General features: G+C 62.7%; 13 protein-coding genes, 4 tRNA genes and 1 riboswitch. Of the genes, 5 read left to right on the forward strand and 12 right to left on the reverse strand.

The window, feature by feature from the left end; all coding sequences use genetic code 11:
* Positions 1-211: 211 nt before the first annotated feature.
* The 6 genes from H582_RS0110515 to gcvH all read right to left on the reverse strand — a co-directional run bounded on the left by H582_RS0110515 (position 212) and on the right by gcvH (position 7,983).
* On the reverse strand, positions 212-2,254 hold the full coding sequence (locus tag H582_RS0110515; RefSeq protein ID WP_028598522.1) for an ABC transporter ATP-binding protein: 2,043 nt from the start codon (positions 2,252-2,254) through the stop codon (positions 212-214).
* A gap of 66 nt (positions 2,255-2,320) precedes the next feature.
* Positions 2,321-4,066, reverse strand: a complete 1,746-nt coding sequence (locus tag H582_RS0110520; protein WP_028598523.1) for an ABC transporter ATP-binding protein — start codon at positions 4,064-4,066, stop codon at positions 2,321-2,323.
* A gap of 544 nt (positions 4,067-4,610) precedes the next feature.
* Entirely contained in the window at positions 4,611-5,093 is a 483-nt protein-coding gene (locus tag H582_RS0110530) for a DUF4188 domain-containing protein (RefSeq protein WP_028598524.1), read from the reverse strand.
* A gap of 67 nt (positions 5,094-5,160) precedes the next feature.
* Positions 5,161-5,703, reverse strand: coding sequence for a TetR/AcrR family transcriptional regulator (locus H582_RS0110535; RefSeq protein WP_028598525.1), 543 nt, complete (start codon positions 5,701-5,703; stop codon positions 5,161-5,163).
* A gap of 157 nt (positions 5,704-5,860) precedes the next feature.
* Positions 5,861-7,282: a DHA2 family efflux MFS transporter permease subunit gene (locus H582_RS0110540; protein WP_052333136.1), complete on the reverse strand. Its 1,422-nt coding sequence runs from the start codon at positions 7,280-7,282 to the stop codon at positions 5,861-5,863.
* 311 nt (positions 7,283-7,593) lie between these two features.
* A complete protein-coding gene (gene gcvH / locus H582_RS0110545) occupies positions 7,594-7,983 on the reverse strand; it encodes a glycine cleavage system protein GcvH (protein ID WP_028598527.1) in 390 nt (129 codons plus the stop codon).
* Between the two features lie 158 nt (positions 7,984-8,141).
* Positions 8,142-8,245, forward strand: a riboswitch (glycine riboswitch).
* A 257-nt stretch (positions 8,246-8,502) separates the two neighbouring features.
* Here gcvH and gcvT point away from each other — a divergent pair.
* From gcvT to gcvPB, 3 genes are read left to right on the forward strand one after another with little or no spacing between them, the layout of a single operon-like run.
* On the forward strand, positions 8,503-9,627 hold the full coding sequence (gcvT, locus tag H582_RS0110550; RefSeq protein WP_028598528.1) for a glycine cleavage system aminomethyltransferase GcvT: 1,125 nt from the start codon (positions 8,503-8,505) through the stop codon (positions 9,625-9,627).
* A 10-nt stretch (positions 9,628-9,637) separates the two neighbouring features.
* Positions 9,638-11,017 (forward strand): aminomethyl-transferring glycine dehydrogenase subunit GcvPA, encoded by a 1,380-nt coding sequence (gene gcvPA / locus H582_RS0110555; protein ID WP_028598529.1) that lies wholly within the window; start codon positions 9,638-9,640, stop codon positions 11,015-11,017.
* Between the two features lie 59 nt (positions 11,018-11,076).
* Positions 11,077-12,534 (forward strand): aminomethyl-transferring glycine dehydrogenase subunit GcvPB, encoded by a 1,458-nt coding sequence (gcvPB, locus tag H582_RS0110560; RefSeq protein WP_028598530.1) that lies wholly within the window; start codon positions 11,077-11,079, stop codon positions 12,532-12,534.
* Positions 12,535-12,654: 120 nt separating this feature from the next.
* Here the strand turns inward: gcvPB and H582_RS0110565 are convergent, their stop codons facing one another.
* Positions 12,655-13,491 carry an alpha/beta fold hydrolase gene (locus H582_RS0110565; RefSeq protein WP_043111192.1) on the reverse strand — a complete coding sequence of 279 codons (837 nt, stop codon included), beginning with the start codon at positions 13,489-13,491 and terminating at the stop codon, positions 12,655-12,657.
* 126 nt (positions 13,492-13,617) lie between these two features.
* Between H582_RS0110565 and H582_RS0110570 the strand changes: the two genes are divergently transcribed.
* Complete coding sequence (locus H582_RS0110570; RefSeq protein WP_028598532.1) at positions 13,618-14,448, forward strand: lipoate--protein ligase family protein; 831 nt, start codon at positions 13,618-13,620, stop codon at positions 14,446-14,448.
* A gap of 10 nt (positions 14,449-14,458) precedes the next feature.
* On the opposite strand, the gene H582_RS0110575 is transcribed toward H582_RS0110570, so the two are convergent.
* Entirely contained in the window at positions 14,459-15,832 is a 1,374-nt protein-coding gene (locus tag H582_RS0110575; RefSeq protein ID WP_028598533.1) for an AAA family ATPase, read from the reverse strand.
* A 475-nt stretch (positions 15,833-16,307) separates the two neighbouring features.
* Here H582_RS0110575 and H582_RS0110585 point away from each other — a divergent pair, with 475 nt between their 5' ends.
* Positions 16,308-17,663, forward strand: coding sequence for a dipeptidase (locus H582_RS0110585; RefSeq protein WP_028598534.1), 1,356 nt, complete (start codon positions 16,308-16,310; stop codon positions 17,661-17,663).
* A gap of 155 nt (positions 17,664-17,818) precedes the next feature.
* Here the strand turns inward: H582_RS0110585 and H582_RS0110590 are convergent.
* The 4 genes from H582_RS0110590 to H582_RS0110605 all read right to left on the reverse strand — a co-directional run bounded on the left by H582_RS0110590 (position 17,819) and on the right by H582_RS0110605 (position 18,139).
* Positions 17,819-17,892: transfer RNA gene (locus H582_RS0110590), tRNA-Gly, on the reverse strand.
* A gap of 6 nt (positions 17,893-17,898) precedes the next feature.
* Positions 17,899-17,975, reverse strand: a tRNA-Pro gene (locus H582_RS0110595).
* Positions 17,976-17,984: 9 nt separating this feature from the next.
* Positions 17,985-18,061: transfer RNA gene (locus H582_RS0110600), tRNA-Arg, on the reverse strand.
* Between the two features lie 3 nt (positions 18,062-18,064).
* Positions 18,065-18,139: transfer RNA gene (locus tag H582_RS0110605), tRNA-Gly, on the reverse strand.
* Between the last annotated feature and the right edge of the window lie 89 nt (positions 18,140-18,228).

Genomic DNA, 18,228 nt, shown 5'->3' on the forward strand with positions numbered 1-18,228 from the left:
TGACTTGCTTCACTCGTTGTTCAGTTTTCAAAGAACAAATTCGCTTTGACGCTCGCCCGGACAGCTTGTCCGTTTTCCGCGTCCCAACCGTGTATCTCTCGGCCGGAATTAGAATATACCATGCCCATTCACATTTGCGCAACCCTTTTTGCAAAAAAACTTAAAAGATAATGAAAAAGGCTCCGCTGCTGCCAGCCGGAGCCTTTCTATATCAGGAAACCTTGACGCCCAGACCCTCGCCGGCCTGGAGCTGGTACATGGCGTAGTATTTGCCGCCGTGATCCATCAGCTGCTCATGATTGCCCCGTTCGACGATGACGCCGCGGTCGAGCACGAGGATCTGATCCGCCGCGCGGATCGTAGACAGTCGATGGGCAATGACGAACGTCGTGCGCCCTTGGCTCAGCACGTCCAGCGCCCGCTGGATGATCGACTCCGTCTCGGTGTCGATGCTGGCCGTCGCCTCGTCCAGGATGAGGATCGCCGGATCATAGGCGAGCGCGCGGGCAAAGGAGATGAGCTGCCGCTGTCCGGCGGACAGCGTGCTCCCCTTTTCGATGACCGGCTCGTCGATGCCTTGAGGGAAGCGCAGGAACATCTCGTACGCTCCGACATCCTTCAGCGCCTGTACGACCTTTTCGCGGGAAATGGCCGGGTTGCCGAGGCTGACGTTGGAGGCGATCGTGCCGGTGAACAGGAACGGATCCTGCAGCACGATGCCCATATGCTGGCGCAGCTGCTGCTTCGGAATGTCCCGTACGTCGATCCCGTCGACGGAGATACGTCCCTGCTCGATATCATAGAAGCGGAAGAGCAGGTTCAGTATGGAGCTCTTGCCCGAGCCGGTATGGCCGACCAGAGCGACTGTCTCTCCCTGACGGGCGGCGAACGAGATGTTCTTCAGCACATAGTCGTCGTTCTTGTAGGCGAAGGTCACGTTCTCGAACGCCACCTCCCCCTTGTAACGCGGCATCCTGCCCTCGTCGACGTCGACGCCCGGCTCGTCGAGCAGCTCGAAGACGCGTCCTGCGGATACCCGCGCCGTCTCCAGGTTCGTCAGCTGGTTGACGATGCCGACGATCGGCTGGAACATCCGGTTCATGTAGTCGATGAAGGCGTACATGACGCCGACAGTCACCAGCTTGCCGAGATCGTCTCCCCAGAACATCCAGAGCGCGATCAGGAAGATGATGTTGCGGATGACGTTGACGAGGTTGTGCGACGTCCAGGCGTCTACCTTGAGCAGCTTGATCTTATAGGAGAAGAACTCGTCGTTCATCTGCTGGAACTCCTCGGCCGTCTTGCGCTGGCGGCGGAACGCGCGGATGATGCTCATGCCTTGGATCGATTCGTTGATCATCGCGTTGATGTCGCTCAGCTTGGCCCGGATGATGCTGTTGTACCGGCCCGCCACGCGACGGTAGAAATAGATCCAGAGGATCAGGATCGGAATCATCGGCAAGGCGAACAGCGCCATGGTCGGACTGAGGACGAACAGCGCTCCGAGAATCGCCGCCATATAGATGATGCCGCTGAAGAAATTCGCCAACACCGCGACGAAAAGCTCGCGCACCGCTTCGGTATCGTTCGTGATCCGGGAGACGACCTTGCCTGCCGGCAGATTGTCGAAATAGTTCACCGGCAAGCGCTGCGTATGGGCGAACACGTCCTCGCGCATGCGCTGCACGATCCGGTTGGCCGTCGTCTGCAGCATGAGCTTCTGCCCGTAGGTGAAGAAGGCCGCGATGATGAGAAGGCCGAAGTAGGCGGCCGCCAGCTGCAGCAGCGGGCGGATCTCCGGTTTGTAGAAAGCGTACACCTGCTCCCGGCTCATCGCTTCGACCGGCGTCTCGATGGAGCCTGCGCCCGTCCTGACGGTCAGCACGCCGTCCGCGACCGCAGCGTCGCTGCCCTCCGGCAAGGCGTCGGGATAAGCGTAGAAGCTCATCCCCTCCTGCACGATGGACAGGCGCCCTGCCCCGCCTTCGCCCGGCTCCAGCCGGTCGATCCGCTTGTAGGACATTCCGTCGTACGCGACGGAATCTTTCGTGCCCGGCTCGACCTCGACCCAGGTCCGCTCGATGCCGAGGATGTTGTTGTCGATCATCCGCTTCGCCAGCAGCGGGCCGACCATTTCGGCGCACACCGCCAGCGCCAGCAAGACAAGGGCGATCAAAATGGGCTTTTTATAAAATAAGGCATATCTCAGCAGCCGCTTCCCCGTTCCGGGACCTGCTGTCGTCGTTTCGGTCATGCTCGCTCACCTTCTTTGCTTCGAACTGAATGATGATCTTTCCTTGCCTGGCCGGCCTTCCGCCGATCAGGACTCCACATAGGCCTCCAGCTGCTGCCGGTCGTACTGCTCCCGGTACCAGCCGCCCTGCTGCAGCAGCTCGTCATGCGTGCCGCGCTGCACGATGCGGCCGTCGTCGAGGACGAGAATAAGCTCCGCGTGCTGCACGGCGGACAGGCGATGCGTCGTGATGATCGTCGTCTTGCCCGCGCGCTCCGTACGGATTCCTTCGATGATCTCCGCCTCGGTCTTGGCGTCGACCGCCGACAGCGCGTCGTCGAGCAGCAGAATCTCCGGATCGGCGATCAGCGCCCGTGCGATGCTCACCCGTTGCTTCTGCCCGCCGGACAGGGCGACGCCTTTCTCTCCGACGAGCGTCTCGAGCCCTTCCGGAAGGAACAGGATGTCCTTGGCGAACGACGCCCGGACGAGCGCGCGCTCGAGATCGGCGTCGGTCGCGTTCTCGCTGCCGAACAGGATGTTCTCGCGGATCGAGCGGGAGAACAGGATCGGCTGCTGCGGCACGTAGCCGAACCAGCCGTGCAGGCGGTCGAGCGGCAGCCGGTCGATCGACTCGCCGCCGATCGTCAGCTCTCCGCTGCCCATCGGGTACTCGCGGATCAGCTGCTTGAGCAGCGTCGTCTTGCCGCTGCCCGTACGCCCGACAACGCCGAGCGTCGCTCCCTTGGGCAGCGAGAAGCAGATGTCCTTCAGATTATCCTCCGGGGACGAAGGATAGCGGAACGTGTAGTTGTTCAGCTCGATCGCGCCCGGCGCTTCCAGGTCCGAAAGTTCGCCTTCGTCCTGCACGTCCGCGCGCGCGCCAAGCGTCTCCTCGACCCGGTCGAGGGAAGCGTTGCCTCGCTGAAGCATGTTGATGAGCTCGCCGATGGCGAACATCGGCCAGATCAGCATGCCGAGGAAAATATTGAACGAGATCAGATCGCCGAGCGTGATCTCGCCTTGGAACACGAGCACGCCGCCGTACACCAGACCGATAATGTAGCTGAGTCCGACGAGAATCTTGTTGACGGGCTCGAACAAAGCGTCGATCTTGGCGACCGCGATGTTGCGCGACAGCACCTCGCTCGTCTTGGCGTGGAACCGGTCGCGGTCCGCCGACTCCTGCACGTAGGCGCGGACGACGCGCACGCCGGATACGGACTCCAGCACCTCGTCGTTCAGCTCGCCGAACGCGTCCTGGGCTTTCATGAACCGCTCGTGGATCAGCTTGCCGAAGATGCCCATGACGATCGCGATGATCGGCAAAGGCAGCAGCGCCGCCAGCGTCAGCTTCCAGCTGATGAGCACCGCCATCATGAAGAGGATCGTCAGCATGAACGCCGTCGAGTCGATCAGCGTCAGGATGCCGAAGCCCGCTGTCACCGAGACCGCCCACAGGTCGTTCGTAGAGCGCGCCATCAGGTCCCCGGTGCGGTTGCGCTCGTAGAAGGTCGGGGTCATCTTGAGGAAATGCCCCATCAGCTTGCCGCGCAGCAGCCGCTCCAGCACGTTCGCCCCGCCGAACAGACGGGACATCCAGATGTAGGTGACGAAGTAGCTGATCACCGTAATGGCGAGCCAACCAGCGACGATCAGGAAAAACCTGTCGTTCGCCAGCGTGCCCTGGCTGATGCCGTCGACCGCGTAGCCGAGCAGCTTCGGAGGAAGCACCTCGACCATGCCGACCAGCACCAGCAGCGTAATCGCGATCGTGTATCGTTTCCATTCGAGCCGGAAAAACCAGCCCAGCTTGCCAATGACGCTGAACAAAATCCCACCTCGTCTTTCGGGCGGCCGCCTCGGAAGAGGGCCGCCGGTTTCATCGATTGTCGGTTCGGATCATCCATGCCGAAAAAAAGACGCATCGCCCGTAAGCGATGCGCCTGGAGCCCGGCGGCCGCTGATCCGCGTCCGTCCGGGAAAGGACGAACGATGCGGAGCAAGGCGGCCGAGCCTGATGGAAGCGCAAGGTTACAGGAACGTAACCGCGCGCGAGGATGATCGAATGATCCTCATTCTGCCGCAGGATTACGCTTCAAGCCGAATTCAAACGATTGATGGCGATCGGTCGTCGTTTGCATCGTAATCCTCCTCGGAATGGGTTTCGCAAAGCCCAGCCGCCTCGCGGCCGGAGTCCACTTTGCCAATTTATCACCGCCTCGCGGCATCCGTCAATGCCCCGAACGCTGCCAGTTTGGCTATAGCCGTTTGTTACCCGGAGGACACCTGCCTGCTTGCAGGCTCCCTTCTACTATCTCAGGCAGCGGAGCCGGGCGGAAGGGTGGCGATCCGACTGCGGCAGGGGGAATATTCTCTAGTTCAGGCCTTTATCGGCCTTAAGGCGCTCCCGGGAATCATGGCGTCCCTTGCCGACCGGCATATGGCTGCCCGCTTTGGCCAGCAGCGTGCGCGGCATGTTCACGTAGATGCTTTCCGAGCATCCCGGCTCGATCAAATAAGTCTCATGGAACACTCCGACCGTCCCGTCGTTTCCGACCGCGCGGTTGAACCGCTGCCATGCCTCCAGATGCTGTCCTTGGCGCGCATAGCGCTCCAGCTGCTCGTAGGTCCGCCAGTATTGGATTGTCGTCACGCCGCGCGCTCCGAGCAGCAGCTCATGGCTGATGAAGCCGAGCTCCGGATGCTGATGCAGCTCCTTCAGCATCGGCGGCATCGCCTTCGCGACCGGCAGCCATTTATGCACCGCGAGCAGCTTGTTGATCCTCATGCCGATGATGAAAACGACAAACGATCCTTCCATCTCCGCCGTGAATCTTCCCGGGTAAATCTGCGTCATGTCAATCCGCTCCTTTATTTATTAATCAATAAATACATGTCCGAAAGAAAAGCCGCATCGCTGCGGCTCAGCCTTCAAACGAGGACTCCATGCAGGCCAGCATCTGCTCTTGCAGGGCCAGAAGCTCCGCGAGCGCGATCGCCAGGCCCATGCCGATGAACGAAATGGCCTTGAACTCCGGGTCCGGCAAGCCTGCCCGGCGGAAGCGCTCCCCGATTCGCCGATGGATGAGTGCGAACTCCTCGCTGACGAAATTTCGGATCGTCGGGTCCGAGATCGCATGGGCCGTCATGCAGAGCAGCACCTCGCTGCGGCAGCCGCTGGCGAGCAAGCCGTAAAACGCCTGGCCCATCGCTCCCTCCAGCTCCGCCGCCGGCGCATCCACCTCGGCGAACGCCGACTTGATCCGCTCCGCCGCGCTCTCCAGGACGGCGAGGTACAAGGCTTCCTTCGACTTGAAGAAATGGAACACATAAGGCTGGGTTACGCCTACCGCGCGGGCGACATCCGCCGTTGTCGTCTTGTAATACCCCTGCTCGGCAAACAATGCTGCCGCTGCATCCAAAATCTGACGCCGACGGTCTCCCGCTTCCCCTTTTGCTGGTGTCATCCTCGTCTCCTTTTATTTATTAATTAATAAATAACCGATTCGAACCCAGCTGTCAACTGGCTCTCGCATCAGCCTGTCTCTAAATATGGAAAAGCCCGCATCCTCTAGGATACGGGCTGATCTGCGGCAGAGCAAGCCGAATGCCGGCATTGCTCCGTCAATGCATCGGACCTTGCGGACCGCCTTCCGGGCTGCTGACCTTGACGCGCTTGATGAAAAAGGAAAGCAGGAGGCCAAGCCCGGCGAAAGCGATCGTCATCAGAAACGCGCCTTGCACGCCTTGCGTCATCGCTTGCGGCAGCTTGCTCAAATAATCCGCCGGCGCGATGCCGTTGTCGGCATAATACGCTTTTTGGCCGGCGCTCAGGACGCTGATCGCCAGCGCGGTGCCGATCGCTCCGGCCACCTGCTGGAGCGTGTTCATGATCGCCGTGCCGTCCGGATAAAGCTCGCGCGGCAGCTGGTTGAGGCCGTTCGTCTGGGCCGGCATCATGATCATCGAGATGCCGATGAACAGCAGCGAATGCAGCACGATGATCTCGCCCTTGGACGTCGTCGGCTCGATGCCGGTCATGAGCCAGAGGATGGCGATGACGAGCACCAGCCCCGGGATGACGAGCCAGCGCGGCCCGTACTTGTCGAACAGGCGGCCCATGATCGGCGACATCAGGCCGTTGACGAGCCCTCCCGGCAGCATCAGCAGGCCGGCCGCAAGCGGCAGCAGCCCCATGCCCGTCTGCAGATAAATCGGAAGCAGCATGACGGTCGAGAGGATGATCATCATCGAGACGAAAATGATCAGCGTTCCCATCGTGAACATCGGATAGCGGAACGCGCGCAGATTCATCATCGGCTGCTTCATGCGCAGCTGGCGGAGGATGAACAGCAGCAGCCCGACCGCGCCGAGAGCGATGCCGATGATGACTTTGGGGCTGCTCCAGCCATGCTCCCCCTCGCCCGCGCTGCTGAAGCCGTAGACGATGCCGCCGAAGCCGATGCTCGACAGCGCGATGGACAGCAGGTCGATGCGCGGACGGGTCAGCTCGGACACGTTGCGCATGAAGACGATGCCGAAGATCAGCGCGAATACGAGCAGCGGCAGCGCCGTCCAGAAGATCGTCCGCCAGGACGAGTACTCCAGGAACAGGCCGGCGATCGCCGGACCGACAGCCGGCGCGAACATGATGACGAGGCCCATGATGCCCATCGCCGTTCCGCGGCGATGCGGCGGGATGATGACGAGCACCGTATTGAACATGAGCGGCAGCAGCAGGCCGGTGCCGACCGCCTGGATGAGACGGGCGATGAGCAGCACCTCGAAGCCAGGCGCCAGCGCGGCGAGCAGCGTGCCGACGATGGAGAACGACAGCGATGCGATGAACAGCTGGCGCGTCGTGAACCATTGAAGCAGCAGTCCCGAGACCGGAACGAGAATAGCAAGCACGAGCAGGAAGCCGGTCGTCAGCCATTGAATGGTAGCCGGCTCCACGTTGAAGAGAGCCATCAGCTCGGTAATGGCGATGTTCAGCGCAGTTTCGCTGAACATGCCGATGAAGCCGCTGATGAGCAGCGCGGCCATGATCGGTACGACTTTGAATTGCGGCGCTTCTTCCTGCGGGGAAGCGGCGGCCGACAGCGTTTGTTCCACAGTGGTCCCCTCCTAGGCTTTTTCAGCCTTTGTCTAGTCTGGTTCGACCGAGGCCGGCATGGCCTATGGCCGGCAGGTCCTTTTCATCTTACCCATATTGGACCGGCGAGAGCAATTAATGATTTTGTTTACAGTCGTTCTTTACCGAAAAAAGAAATGAAAAAACAGGGATGGGGCATGCCCCATCCCTGCTTCGCCAGGTCTTGCGCGGGAGCCGATTGCCTCCCGGAACGCGCGCCTGGTCAGTCGGTCCGCCCGGCGTAAGCGTCGGCGTCCAGCAGCGACGCCACGAGCTCGGCCGCGCTGCCGTCCGTCTCGATCTCAAGCATCCAGCCGCCGTCATAAGGCTCCGAGTTGACGAGCTCCGGCGAATCGGAGAGCGCGTCGTTCACCTTCGCCACCGTGCCGCTCACCGGCGCATAAAGGTCCGATACCGTCTTGACCGACTCGATCGTGCCGAGCGGCTGTCCCGCTTCCACCCGATCGCCGGGCCGGGGCAGCTCGACAAAAACGATATCGCCGAGCTGATGCTGCGCATGGTCGGTAATGCCGATCCGGACGGCGTTCTCTCCCGCTGCGGATGCCCATTCATGCTCCTCCGTGTAGCCCAAGCCTTGACGAATCTCACTCACTGGACGCTCATCCTTTCTCCTCGGCCTCGAAGAGCCGTCTATGCGGAAAGCGTAAACGATCGGCGGGAAGCCTGTCAATCTTTGCCGTTCCCGGAACGAATGGTTATTGACACCGGGTTGTCCGATCCGGCAAACTGGAAGAGATCGTAAATAAGCGGATGAGCGCAGCGGGAGAGATCGCCGGCAGTTCAAGGCGGCGCCGAAGGAGTAACCTTGACGTAGCGCAGGGGAATCTCTCAGGCAAAAGGACCTCTGCAGGACGCGACTCTGGAGAGAACGAGCGCTTTTTCGCGTCCGGCAGCATGCCGGCGGGCGGTCGTCACCAAAGGGGAAACCTGCCGCCGGCAGGCCGAAGCGATTCGGAGGATCGGCATCGGGGCAACTCTCAGGTACAAAGGACAGAGCGGAAAACGAGCCGGCAGGCATGTCTTCGGACAGCCTGACCGCGTTTTCCGCCCTGTCCTTTTTTTGCGGATCGACAATTTCGCCACACGACTGAATCGCGAGGAGGAACCTTGCATGGCCAACCTGCGCACGACTCCGCTCCGCCCCGTCTATGCCGAGACCGGCGAGCCGCGGTGCATCGACTTCGGAGGCTGGGAGCTCCCGGTGCAGTTCAGCGGCATCATCCGGGAACACGAGGCCGTCCGCCAGCGGGCCGGCCTGTTCGACGTGTCGCATATGGGCGAATTCCTCGTCACGGGGCAATTCGCCGCCGACTTCCTGCAGGCGGTCACGACCAACGACATCCGTCGGCTGCAGGACGGAGAAGCCCAGTATACGCTTCTCTGCCGTCCGGACGGCGGCGTCGTCGACGACCTGCTCGTCTACCGCATCTCCGAAGACCAGTATCTGCTCGTCGTCAATGCCTCCAACATCGAAAAGGATCTCGCCTGGCTGCAAGAGCATCTGATCGGCGACGTGACGATCGAGGACCGCTCGGACGAAACGGCGCTGATCGCTCTCCAAGGACCGCTGGCCGCCGAGATTCTCGCCCGCTGCACGGACGCTCCGTTTGCCGAGCTCAAGCCGTTCCGCTTCCTGCGGGAAGCCGACGTATGCGGCGTCAAGGCGCTGCTCTCGCGCACCGGCTACACCGGCGAGGACGGCTTCGAGCTGTATGCCGCCTCCGGCGATGCCGTGCGCCTGTGGCGCGGCCTGCTGGCGGCAGGGGCTCCGCTCGGCCTGGAGCCGGCGGGGCTCGGCGCCCGCGACACGCTGCGGCTCGAGGCGAAGCTCGCGCTGTACGGCCAGGAGCTGTCGGCCGACATCACGCCGCTCGAGGCCGGACTCGGCTTGTTCGTCAAGCTGGGCGGCGAGCCGTTCGTCGGCCGCGACGCGCTGCTGGCGCAAAAAGCCGCCGGCGTCCCTCGCCTCCTCGTCGGCATCGAGCTGCTGGAGCGCGGCATTCCGCGCTCTCATTATCCCGTGTACAGCGGAGAAACGCGCATCGGAGAGATCACCTCCGGCACGCAGTCCCCGACGCTGAAGCGCAGCCTCGGGCTGGCGCTGATCCAGGCCGAATATGCCGCGGTCGGCACCGAGCTCGAGGTCGAGATCCGAGGCAAGCGGCTGAAGGCCGCCGTCGTTCCCGCCCCATTTTACCGAAGAACGGCGCCGCCGGCCCGAACCGACAAGGAGTGAGCCCTCAACGATGACCAGTCCCCACCGCTACATCCCGATGACCGAGCAGGATCAAGCCGAAATGCTGGAGACGATCGGCGTCTCCTCGGTCGAAGAGCTGTTCCGCGACATCCCTGCCTCCATCCGCTACTCCGGCACGCTGCCGATGTCCGGCGCGCTCGACGAATGGTCGCTGATGCGCCATCTCAAGCAGCTCGCCGGGCGCAATGCCGACGCCGACACGGCCGTCAGCTTCCTCGGCGCCGGCCTGTACGACCACCATATCCCGGCCGTCCTGCCGCATCTGGCCGGGCGCTCCGAATTCTATACCGCGTACACGCCTTACCAGCCGGAGATCAGCCAAGGCGAGCTGCAGGCGATCTTCGAGTTCCAGTCGTACATCTGCGAGCTGACCGGCATGGCCGTCGCCAACGCGAGCATGTACGACGGCGCGACCGCGCTCGCCGAAGCGGCAGCGCTCGCCTCCGCCCATACCCGCCGCAAGCGCGTCGTCGTCTCCCGGGCCGTGCATCCCGAAGCGCGCGAGATCGTGCGCACGACGGCACGCGGGCTCGGGCTCGATGTCGTCGAGGTCGGACTGCGGGACGGCCTGACCGATCCCCAGGCGCTGGCCGCGGCGGTCGACGAATCGACCGCCGCCGTGCTCGTGCAGTCGCCGAGCTTCCTCGGCACGGTCGAGGATCTCGCCGCGCTCGGCACGCTCGCCCATGAGTCCGGCGCGCTGTTCGTCGTCAGCGCCAATCCGCTCTCGCTCGGCCTGCTGGAAGCGCCGGGCGCGCTCGGCGCGGACATCGTCGTCGGCGACGCGCAGCCGCTCGGCATCCCGAGCTCGCTCGGCGGCCCGACCTGCGGCTACTTCGCCGTCGCCGAGCCGCTCATGCGCCGGATGCCCGGCCGTATCGTCGGCCAGACCGTGGATCGGGACGGCAAGCGCGGCTTCGTCCTGACGCTGCAGGCGCGGGAGCAGCATATCCGCCGCGAGAAAGCGACGAGCAACATCTGCTCCAACCAGGCTCTGCTCGCCCTGTGCGCCAGCATCTATCTGAGCGTCATGGGCAAGACGGGCTTCCGCAAGACGGCGGAGCTGAATCTGCGCAAGGCGCGCCATGCGGCCCGGACGCTCGGCGGGCTGGAAGGTTTCTCCCTTTCCTTCGCCGATACGCCTTTCTTCAACGAATTCGTCGTAAAGCTTCCCGAAGGAACCGACCTGCGCCAGCTCGAGCTCGCGCTGCTGGAAGAAGGCTTCCTCGGCGGCTACGACCTGGGCCGGTCGTATCCCGAGCTCGCGGGGCATATGCTCGTCGCCGTCACCGAGAAGCGGACGCGCGAGGAGATCGAAGCCTTCGCCGCCGCGCTCGACCGGCTGACCCGAAAGGAGGCGCTGACATGAGCCAACCGAATCCGACCCCAGAGCGTCTGGCCGAGCTGCGGCTCGCCGGCTCCGTCGACGTGAAGCCCGAAAAGGCGCTCATCTTCGAGATGAGCCGCGCAGGACGCGAGGCGTTCTCGCTGCCGCCATGCGACGTGCCGGAGGACGAGGAGCTGGCCGAGCTGCTGCCGAACGGCCGGCTTCGCCGTAATTCCGCTTCGCTGCCGGAGGTGTACGAGGTCGACGTCGTCCGCCACTATACCGAGCTTTCCCGGCGCAATTTCGGCGTGGACAACGGCTTTTACCCGCTCGGCTCCTGCACGATGAAGTACAACCCGAAAATCAACGAGGACGCGGCCAAGCTGCCCGGCTTCGCCCGCATCCATCCGTATCAGCCGGAGGAGAGCATTCAGGGAGCGCTCGAGCTGCTCCATACGCTGCAGGACGATCTCGCCGCGCTGACCGGCATGGACTTCGTGACGCTGCAGCCCGCCGCCGGCGCGCACGGAGAGTGGACCGGGCTCATGATGATCCGCGCCTACCACGAGAGCCGCGGCGAAGCGCGCTCCAAGGTCATCGTGCCGGACTCCTCCCACGGCACGAATCCCGCCAGCGCCACGACCGCGGGATTGGAGACGGTGACGGTCAAGTCGGGCCCCGACGGCCTCGTCGACCTGGACGCGCTGCGCGCCGCCGTCGGCGCGGATACGGCCGCGCTCATGCTGACGAACCCGAGCACGCTTGGCCTGTTCGAGGAGCAGATCGTCGAAATCGCCGAAATCGTGCATGAAGCCGGCGGCCTGCTCTACTATGACGGCGCCAACTCCAATGCCATCATGGGCATCGCCCGTCCCGGCGACATGGGCTTCGACGTCGTGCATCTCAACCTGCACAAGACGATGAGCACCCCTCACGGCGGCGGCGGTCCGGGAGCGGGTCCGGTCGGCGTCAAGGCGCATCTCGTCCCGTTCCTGCCCAAGCCCGTCGTCGCAAAGCGCACGGACGGCAGCTACTACTTCGACTTCGACCGTCCGCAGTCGATCGGCCGCGTCAAGTCGTATTACGGCAACTTCAGCATCCTCGTCCGCGCCTACACGTACATCCGCTCCTACGGTCCGGAGGGGTTGCGCCGAGTGAGCGAATGCGCGGTGCTGAACGCCAATTATATGATGGCACGCCTTGCCGAGGCATTTGAAATTCCGTATCCTGGCGTCTGCAAGCATGAGTTCGTCCTGTCGGGACGAGGGCTCAAGGCGTACGGCGTGCGGACGCTCGATGTCGCCAAGCGGCTGCTCGACTTCGGCTATCACCCGCCGACGATCTACTTCCCGCTCAACGTGGAGGAGTGCATCATGATCGAGCCGACCGAGACGGAGAGCAAGGAGACGCTCGACGGCTTCATCGACGCCATGCTGCGCATCGCCCGCGAGGCGCGGGAGACGCCGGAGCTCGTCATCAACGCTCCTTATACGACCGTCCTGCGGCGGCTCGACGAGACGCTGGCCGCGCGCAAGCCCGTTCTCAATTGCTCCTGCTGAAAAAAGCTTCTCCGGAGAGGATTCCTCTCTGGAGAAGCTTTTTTGGTCGATGCGGCGGCGGCGTCCGCTCCATTCCGCGTCAAAGGGCACTCGATGCCCTCCCGCCTCCTCGCTTGCGGCTCAGCGCGGGCCTGTCAGCTCCAGCATCGCCTCGATGATCGCCGGCCAATCATCCGGATGGATCTCATGACCCGCTCCTTCGAGCGGCAGCAGCCTGGCATTGGAAAGAGCGTGCTCTAGCGCGAGCCCATGTGCGTAAGGAAGGACCGGATCCTCCGTTCCGTGGACGATCAAGGCGGGCTGCCGGATGTCTTCGGTGCGCGCCACATCCTCTTCTCCCCCGCCCAGGAGCATATGGTTGCCCATGCTCGGCAGAGATTCGGCAAGGCTGATTTCCTGACGGACGAGCCCGCGAATTCTGGACTCGTCGAGTTTCCGCTGGCTTCCGACGATCAGTCTCCATTTTTCAACGCCGAACTGTTCCGCCGCATGAGCGTCCGACAGATCCAGGGAAGCGGACCGGGTGAAGAACTCGATCACCTTGTCTTCCATCGCAGGAAGGCCTTCCGTGTAATTCGAGCTCGCGATCAGCGTCACCGTCAGCACCCTCTCCGGATGCCGGACAGCCGCCAATTGGCTCAGATAGCCGCCCAGCGACATCCCCGCCAGATGAGCTTTCTGAATGCCGTATGCATCAAGGACCCGCATCGCATCATCTGCCATATCCGCCATAGTGTAGCCCATCGTTCCTAGCGGCCAGCTCGACGACCTTCCCGTATCCCGGTTGTCGTACCGGATGACGAACCGTCCTCCTGCCGCCAGAAGCTCGCAGAATTCCTTTTCCCACCATACCATCGAGGCCTGCGAGCCCATGATCAGCAACAGCGCCGGATCTCCAGGCTTGCCGAATGATTCCGTCTGCAGCTTCACTTCGTCGGCTTGAATGAGTCGTTCCATGTCCATTCCTCCATTGGCTGATGCCCTTACCATTGCCGCGGTTCGCGTGAACTCCATCCCGCGGTATGATACAGTTTAAGAATCATCTTCATTTTACGCTTGGCATAGGAAGGAACGTTTCCGCTCATGATCCATAACCGCTTCCCCGGCCTGCTCCTGCTCGACCGCATGGACGACTGGTCCGAGCCGGACGTCCTCTACTCGTTCGCGCTGGACGAGCTGCTCTGCCGGCGCGTCGGAGCGGACGGCGTGCCCGTCCTCCATCTGTGGCGGCATCCCGCCGGCTTCGTCATGGGACCGCGCGACAGCCGTCTGCCGGAAGCCGCGCGCGCTTCCCGCGAGCTGGAGCGGCTCGGCCTCTCGGTCGCCGTCCGCAACTCCGGCGGCGCCGCCGTGCCGCTCGATCCCGGCGTCGTCAACGTCTCGCTCATCCTGCCGCTGCAGGGAAAGGCATCCGCCCGCTTCGAGGACGACTTCCAGCTCATGTACGAGCTGATCGCCGCCGCCCTCGCCGACACCGGCGTCCAGGTGGACAAGGGCGAGATCGTCGGAGCCTATTGTCCGGGCGATTACGATCTCAGCGTCGGCGGACGCAAGTTTTGCGGCATCGCCCAGCGCCGGCTGTCCAAAGCCTATATCGTCCAGGCGTTCGTCAATGCCGGCGGCTCCGGCGAGGAGCGAGGCCGTCTCGTCCGCCAATTTTACGATGCCGCCGCCGGCCCCGGCGCCGCGAGCTATCCGCTCGTCGAAGCGTCGGTCATGGCGAGCCTCGAAGAGCTGGCCGAGCTATGGCCGGATGCGCCGCGCCTGTTTGCCGAAGGAGCCGCCAGCGTCGCGCTCGGCCCGCGGACGGAGCAGCAGGCCCGATTGCCCGAGAGCCGGCTACCCCGGCCAGAGGAGATCCGGGAGCTCGCCGCGACGATGCGGTCCCGCTACCCGATCGGTCCTGCGCAGTAGACAGCCGAGCTCATGCGAAAAATCCGACTTTGCCCGAACCGGAAGCGGACATCCAGCTTCCGTTTTTGGCATGCTCGATTTCCTGCCGAATCGCGCGGAGCAGGGGCTCCGTCTCGACTCGCCCTTGTTCCTGCCAGCAGAACGCGGCTGCCGCGACCAGCTCCTCCAGCTGCGCATAGGAAAAGCCTTTCGTCCGGTCGGCCAGCTCCTCCAGCTGCCCGTCGCCGAACAGCAGGCCGCGGCTCTGCCGCTGGAGGAACTCCGCGCGGCATGCGCGGGTCGGCTCGGCGACCTCGTACGCGCGGTCAATGCGCCCCGGTCTTCCGATCAGCGCCGGATCCACCAGTTCGGGGTAATTCGTCGTCGCGATCAGATAGATTCCTTCGTGCGTCCGCAACCCGTCCAGCTCGCCCAGAAAGACGGAGCGCAGCTCCGGCCGCAGCCCCTCCAGGTCCTCGATGATGAGCAGCATCGGCGCCATCTCCGCCGCCCGCTTCAGCATCTCCCGAATGCTCTCCGTGCTCGTATGCTCCGAAAGCTGCCAGCTCATCGCCGGCACGCCCGCCTTCGAGGCGAGCGCCCGGACGAGGCTGGTCTTTCCGTTGCCCGGCTTGCCGTAGAGCAGCATCCCCCGCCGGTAGGCCAACCCGAACTGCTCGTAGAACGCTCCCCCCGATTGAAAGAAAGACGATACCGACCGTTCCAGCTCCAGCCGCAGCGAGTCCTGCACCGGCTCCCAGCGCTCGATCCGATGCGGCGCCAGCTCCGACACCGTGCCTTCCTCGCCATCGCAGCAGAGCAGCAGCTTGCCGGTCATCCGGCTCCGAAGCCGTTCGCGGGCATGAACAAGGAACCGCCGCAGCGACTCGTCGCTCTCGGCGAACAGGTAAGGCTCGAGCGACCGGCCGATCACGCGCGGCATCGGGAGCCGGACGAGCGCCACCTTCCATTCCGGGTAATAAAACAGATGGTTGTCGAGTGACGGATAGATCCGGATCTCAGCCGAGTCCCGCTTGACGCTTCGGCTTTCCATCGTTTCGAAGACTCGCGCCAGCACTTGCAGCTCGGCGTTTTCTTCGGCGAGATCCTGCTCCAGCAGGCTCCAATAAAGCTCCAGCTGATCCTCGTCCTTGTACACCGCGAATTCCGATCCGCATCGAGCTTGCAGCAGATCGCGGATCATGCGCAGCAGCTGCCTGAGCTCCTGGGCCGATGCCGCCGATGCGGAAGGTCCGGCGGATCCATGGTCGCCGGCAACAAGCGAGCGCGGCGGCGATCCGGCAGCAGCCCTCGGGACCGGCACCGCCGATCCGGCGGCAGCCGCCGGGATGCGGGCGAGGTTCTCCCCTCCATTCCCGCCGTGAAGATTCCAGTCATTGATCACGTTTCATTCACCTTTTCTTTCCTGATCTAGGGGGATATTTCAAGTCGAAGCGTACAAAAAAAGCCACGGACTCCGTCCGTGACTTGAAATCGCCTCAGGCTCCGCATGGCAGCAAAGGACGCGTCTGTCCTTCCTGCATCCTCATGCCGTTACAGCCCTCGCCGCGTTCCCGTCCGTGGAGACCTCCGGTAAATCATGCTCCGGTCCTTTGCCATTGCTGCCGCTGCAGCTCTCTTCGCCATCTTCATCATCTCCGAACGCCTCCTCCTGTTTGTCGTTACCTGTATTCTAGGACGCGGACCTTGTCCCCGTCAATGAGCGGAGGCGGTAGAAAATGGATTAGGCTCTTTTCCCCCTCGAGCTTCCGCGCTCTGCCGCGTTGTCTCGACCGCTTCTTATCGCCTTGCCCCAGGGGTATAATAAACCTATCCGATTTGCCTGCGGCAAACCGTCTTAATCAAGGAGGTACATACCGATGTCCTATGAGACTTATTTCAGCACCCGTCGGGAGGAGCAGCTCGAGGAGCTGATGCAATGGCTGCGCATACCGAGCATCTCCGCCATCTCGGCCCACGCGGGAGATATCCAATCCGCGGCATCCTGGCTCGCCGATACGCTTCGCCGCGCTGGCCTCGAAAACGTCGAGATCATGCCGACAGCCGGCCATCCCGTCGTCTACGCCGATTATATCCATGCTCCCGGCAAGCCGACCGTGCTCGTCTACGGCCATTATGACGTGCAGCCCGTCGATCCGCTGAACCTATGGCAATCGCCTCCGTTCGAGCCGGAGATCCGCGAAGGCAAGCTGTATGCTCGCGGCGCGACAGACGACAAAGGCCAAGTCTTCCTCCACATCAAAGCGATCGAGGCCATTCTTCGCGAGGAAGGCACCCTTCCGGTCAACCTCAAGCTTTGTCTCGAAGGCGAGGAGGAAATCGGCAGCCCGCATCTGCCTGCTTTCCTCGAGACGCATAAGGACAAGCTCGACTGCGATGCGGTGCTCGTCTCCGACACGTCGCTGCTCGAGCGCGGACGTCCCGCGATCTGCACCGGCCTGCGCGGCCTCTGCTCGATGGAGGTCGCTGTCCGGACCGCCAATACCGATCTTCACTCCGGCACATACGGCGGCGCCGTTCCCAATGCCTTGCATGCGCTTGTCGAGCTGCTCGCTTCCCTCCATGATGCGGACGGACGCGTCACGGTCGACGGCTTCTATGAGGGCGTGCCGGAGCTGTCTCCTCTCATGCGCGAGGAATTCGCCAAGCAGGGGGTCGATGAGGACAAGATCCGCGCCGGCCTTGGCCTGGATGCCCTGTACGGAGAAAAGGGCTATACGTTCGTCGAGCGCGTCGGAGCCCGTCCGACGCTGGAGCTGAACGGCGTCTATGGCGGCTTCCAAGGGGAAGGCACCAAGACGGTCATCCCGAAAGAAGCGCATGCGAAAATCACCTGCCGCCTCGTCGGGGACCAGGATCCGCAAAAAACGCTCGACCGCATCGAGAAGCATCTGAACGACCGCGTTCCATCCGGCGCCCGATTGACCGTCAAGCAGATCGAACGAGCCTTCGCGTTCAATATCGATCCGTCCCATCCGATCCTGCAGAAGGCTGCCGACGCTTACGGCCGCGTCTACGGCACCCGCGCCTTGTTCACCAAGGACGGCGGCTCGATTCCGATCATGGCCGCTTTCTCCCGCGTGCTCGCCGCTCCGGTCGTGCTCATGGGCTTCGGTCTCGACGACGAGAACCTTCATGCCCCGAACGAGCACTTCAACCTGGAGAACTTCGACAAAGGCCTGCTCACGGTCGTAGAATTCTTGAAGTCTCTATAAGGACCTTTGGACCATCCCGTAGAAAGCCTTAAAAACTAAGGGCTGTCCTGCGAAGTCGTCACGTCGACTTTGCGGGGCAGCCCTGTTTCTTTGCGGTATTTAGCCTAAAAATAAAAAAGGCCTTGCCGCTGGGCAAGACCGTTCGTATTCACAGATGGAGCGGGTGATGGGAATCGAACCCACGCTATCAGCTTGGAAGGCTGAAGTTCTACCATTGAACTACACCCGCAAAAAATGGTCGGGATGACACGATTTGAACATGCGACCCCCTGGTCCCAAACCAGGTGCTCTACCAAGCTGAGCTACATCCCGTTGTATAAATGGCGTGCCCGGAGAGATTCGAACTCCCGACCTTTTGATTCGTAGTCAAATGCTCTATCCAGCTGAGCTACGGGCACGTATGGAGCGGAAGACGGGAATCGAACCCGCGACCCTCGCCTTGGCAAGGCGATGCTCTACCGCTGAGCCACTTCCGCAGATGGTGCGGTCAAGAGGACTTGAACCTCCACGTCATTGCTGACACTAGAACCTGAATCTAGCGCGTCTGCCAATTCCGCCATGACCG

Origin of the sequence: Paenibacillus pasadenensis DSM 19293 (assembly GCF_000422485.1) — a bacterium.
Lineage (GTDB): Bacteria > Bacillota > Bacilli > Paenibacillales > Paenibacillaceae > Paenibacillus_O > Paenibacillus_O pasadenensis.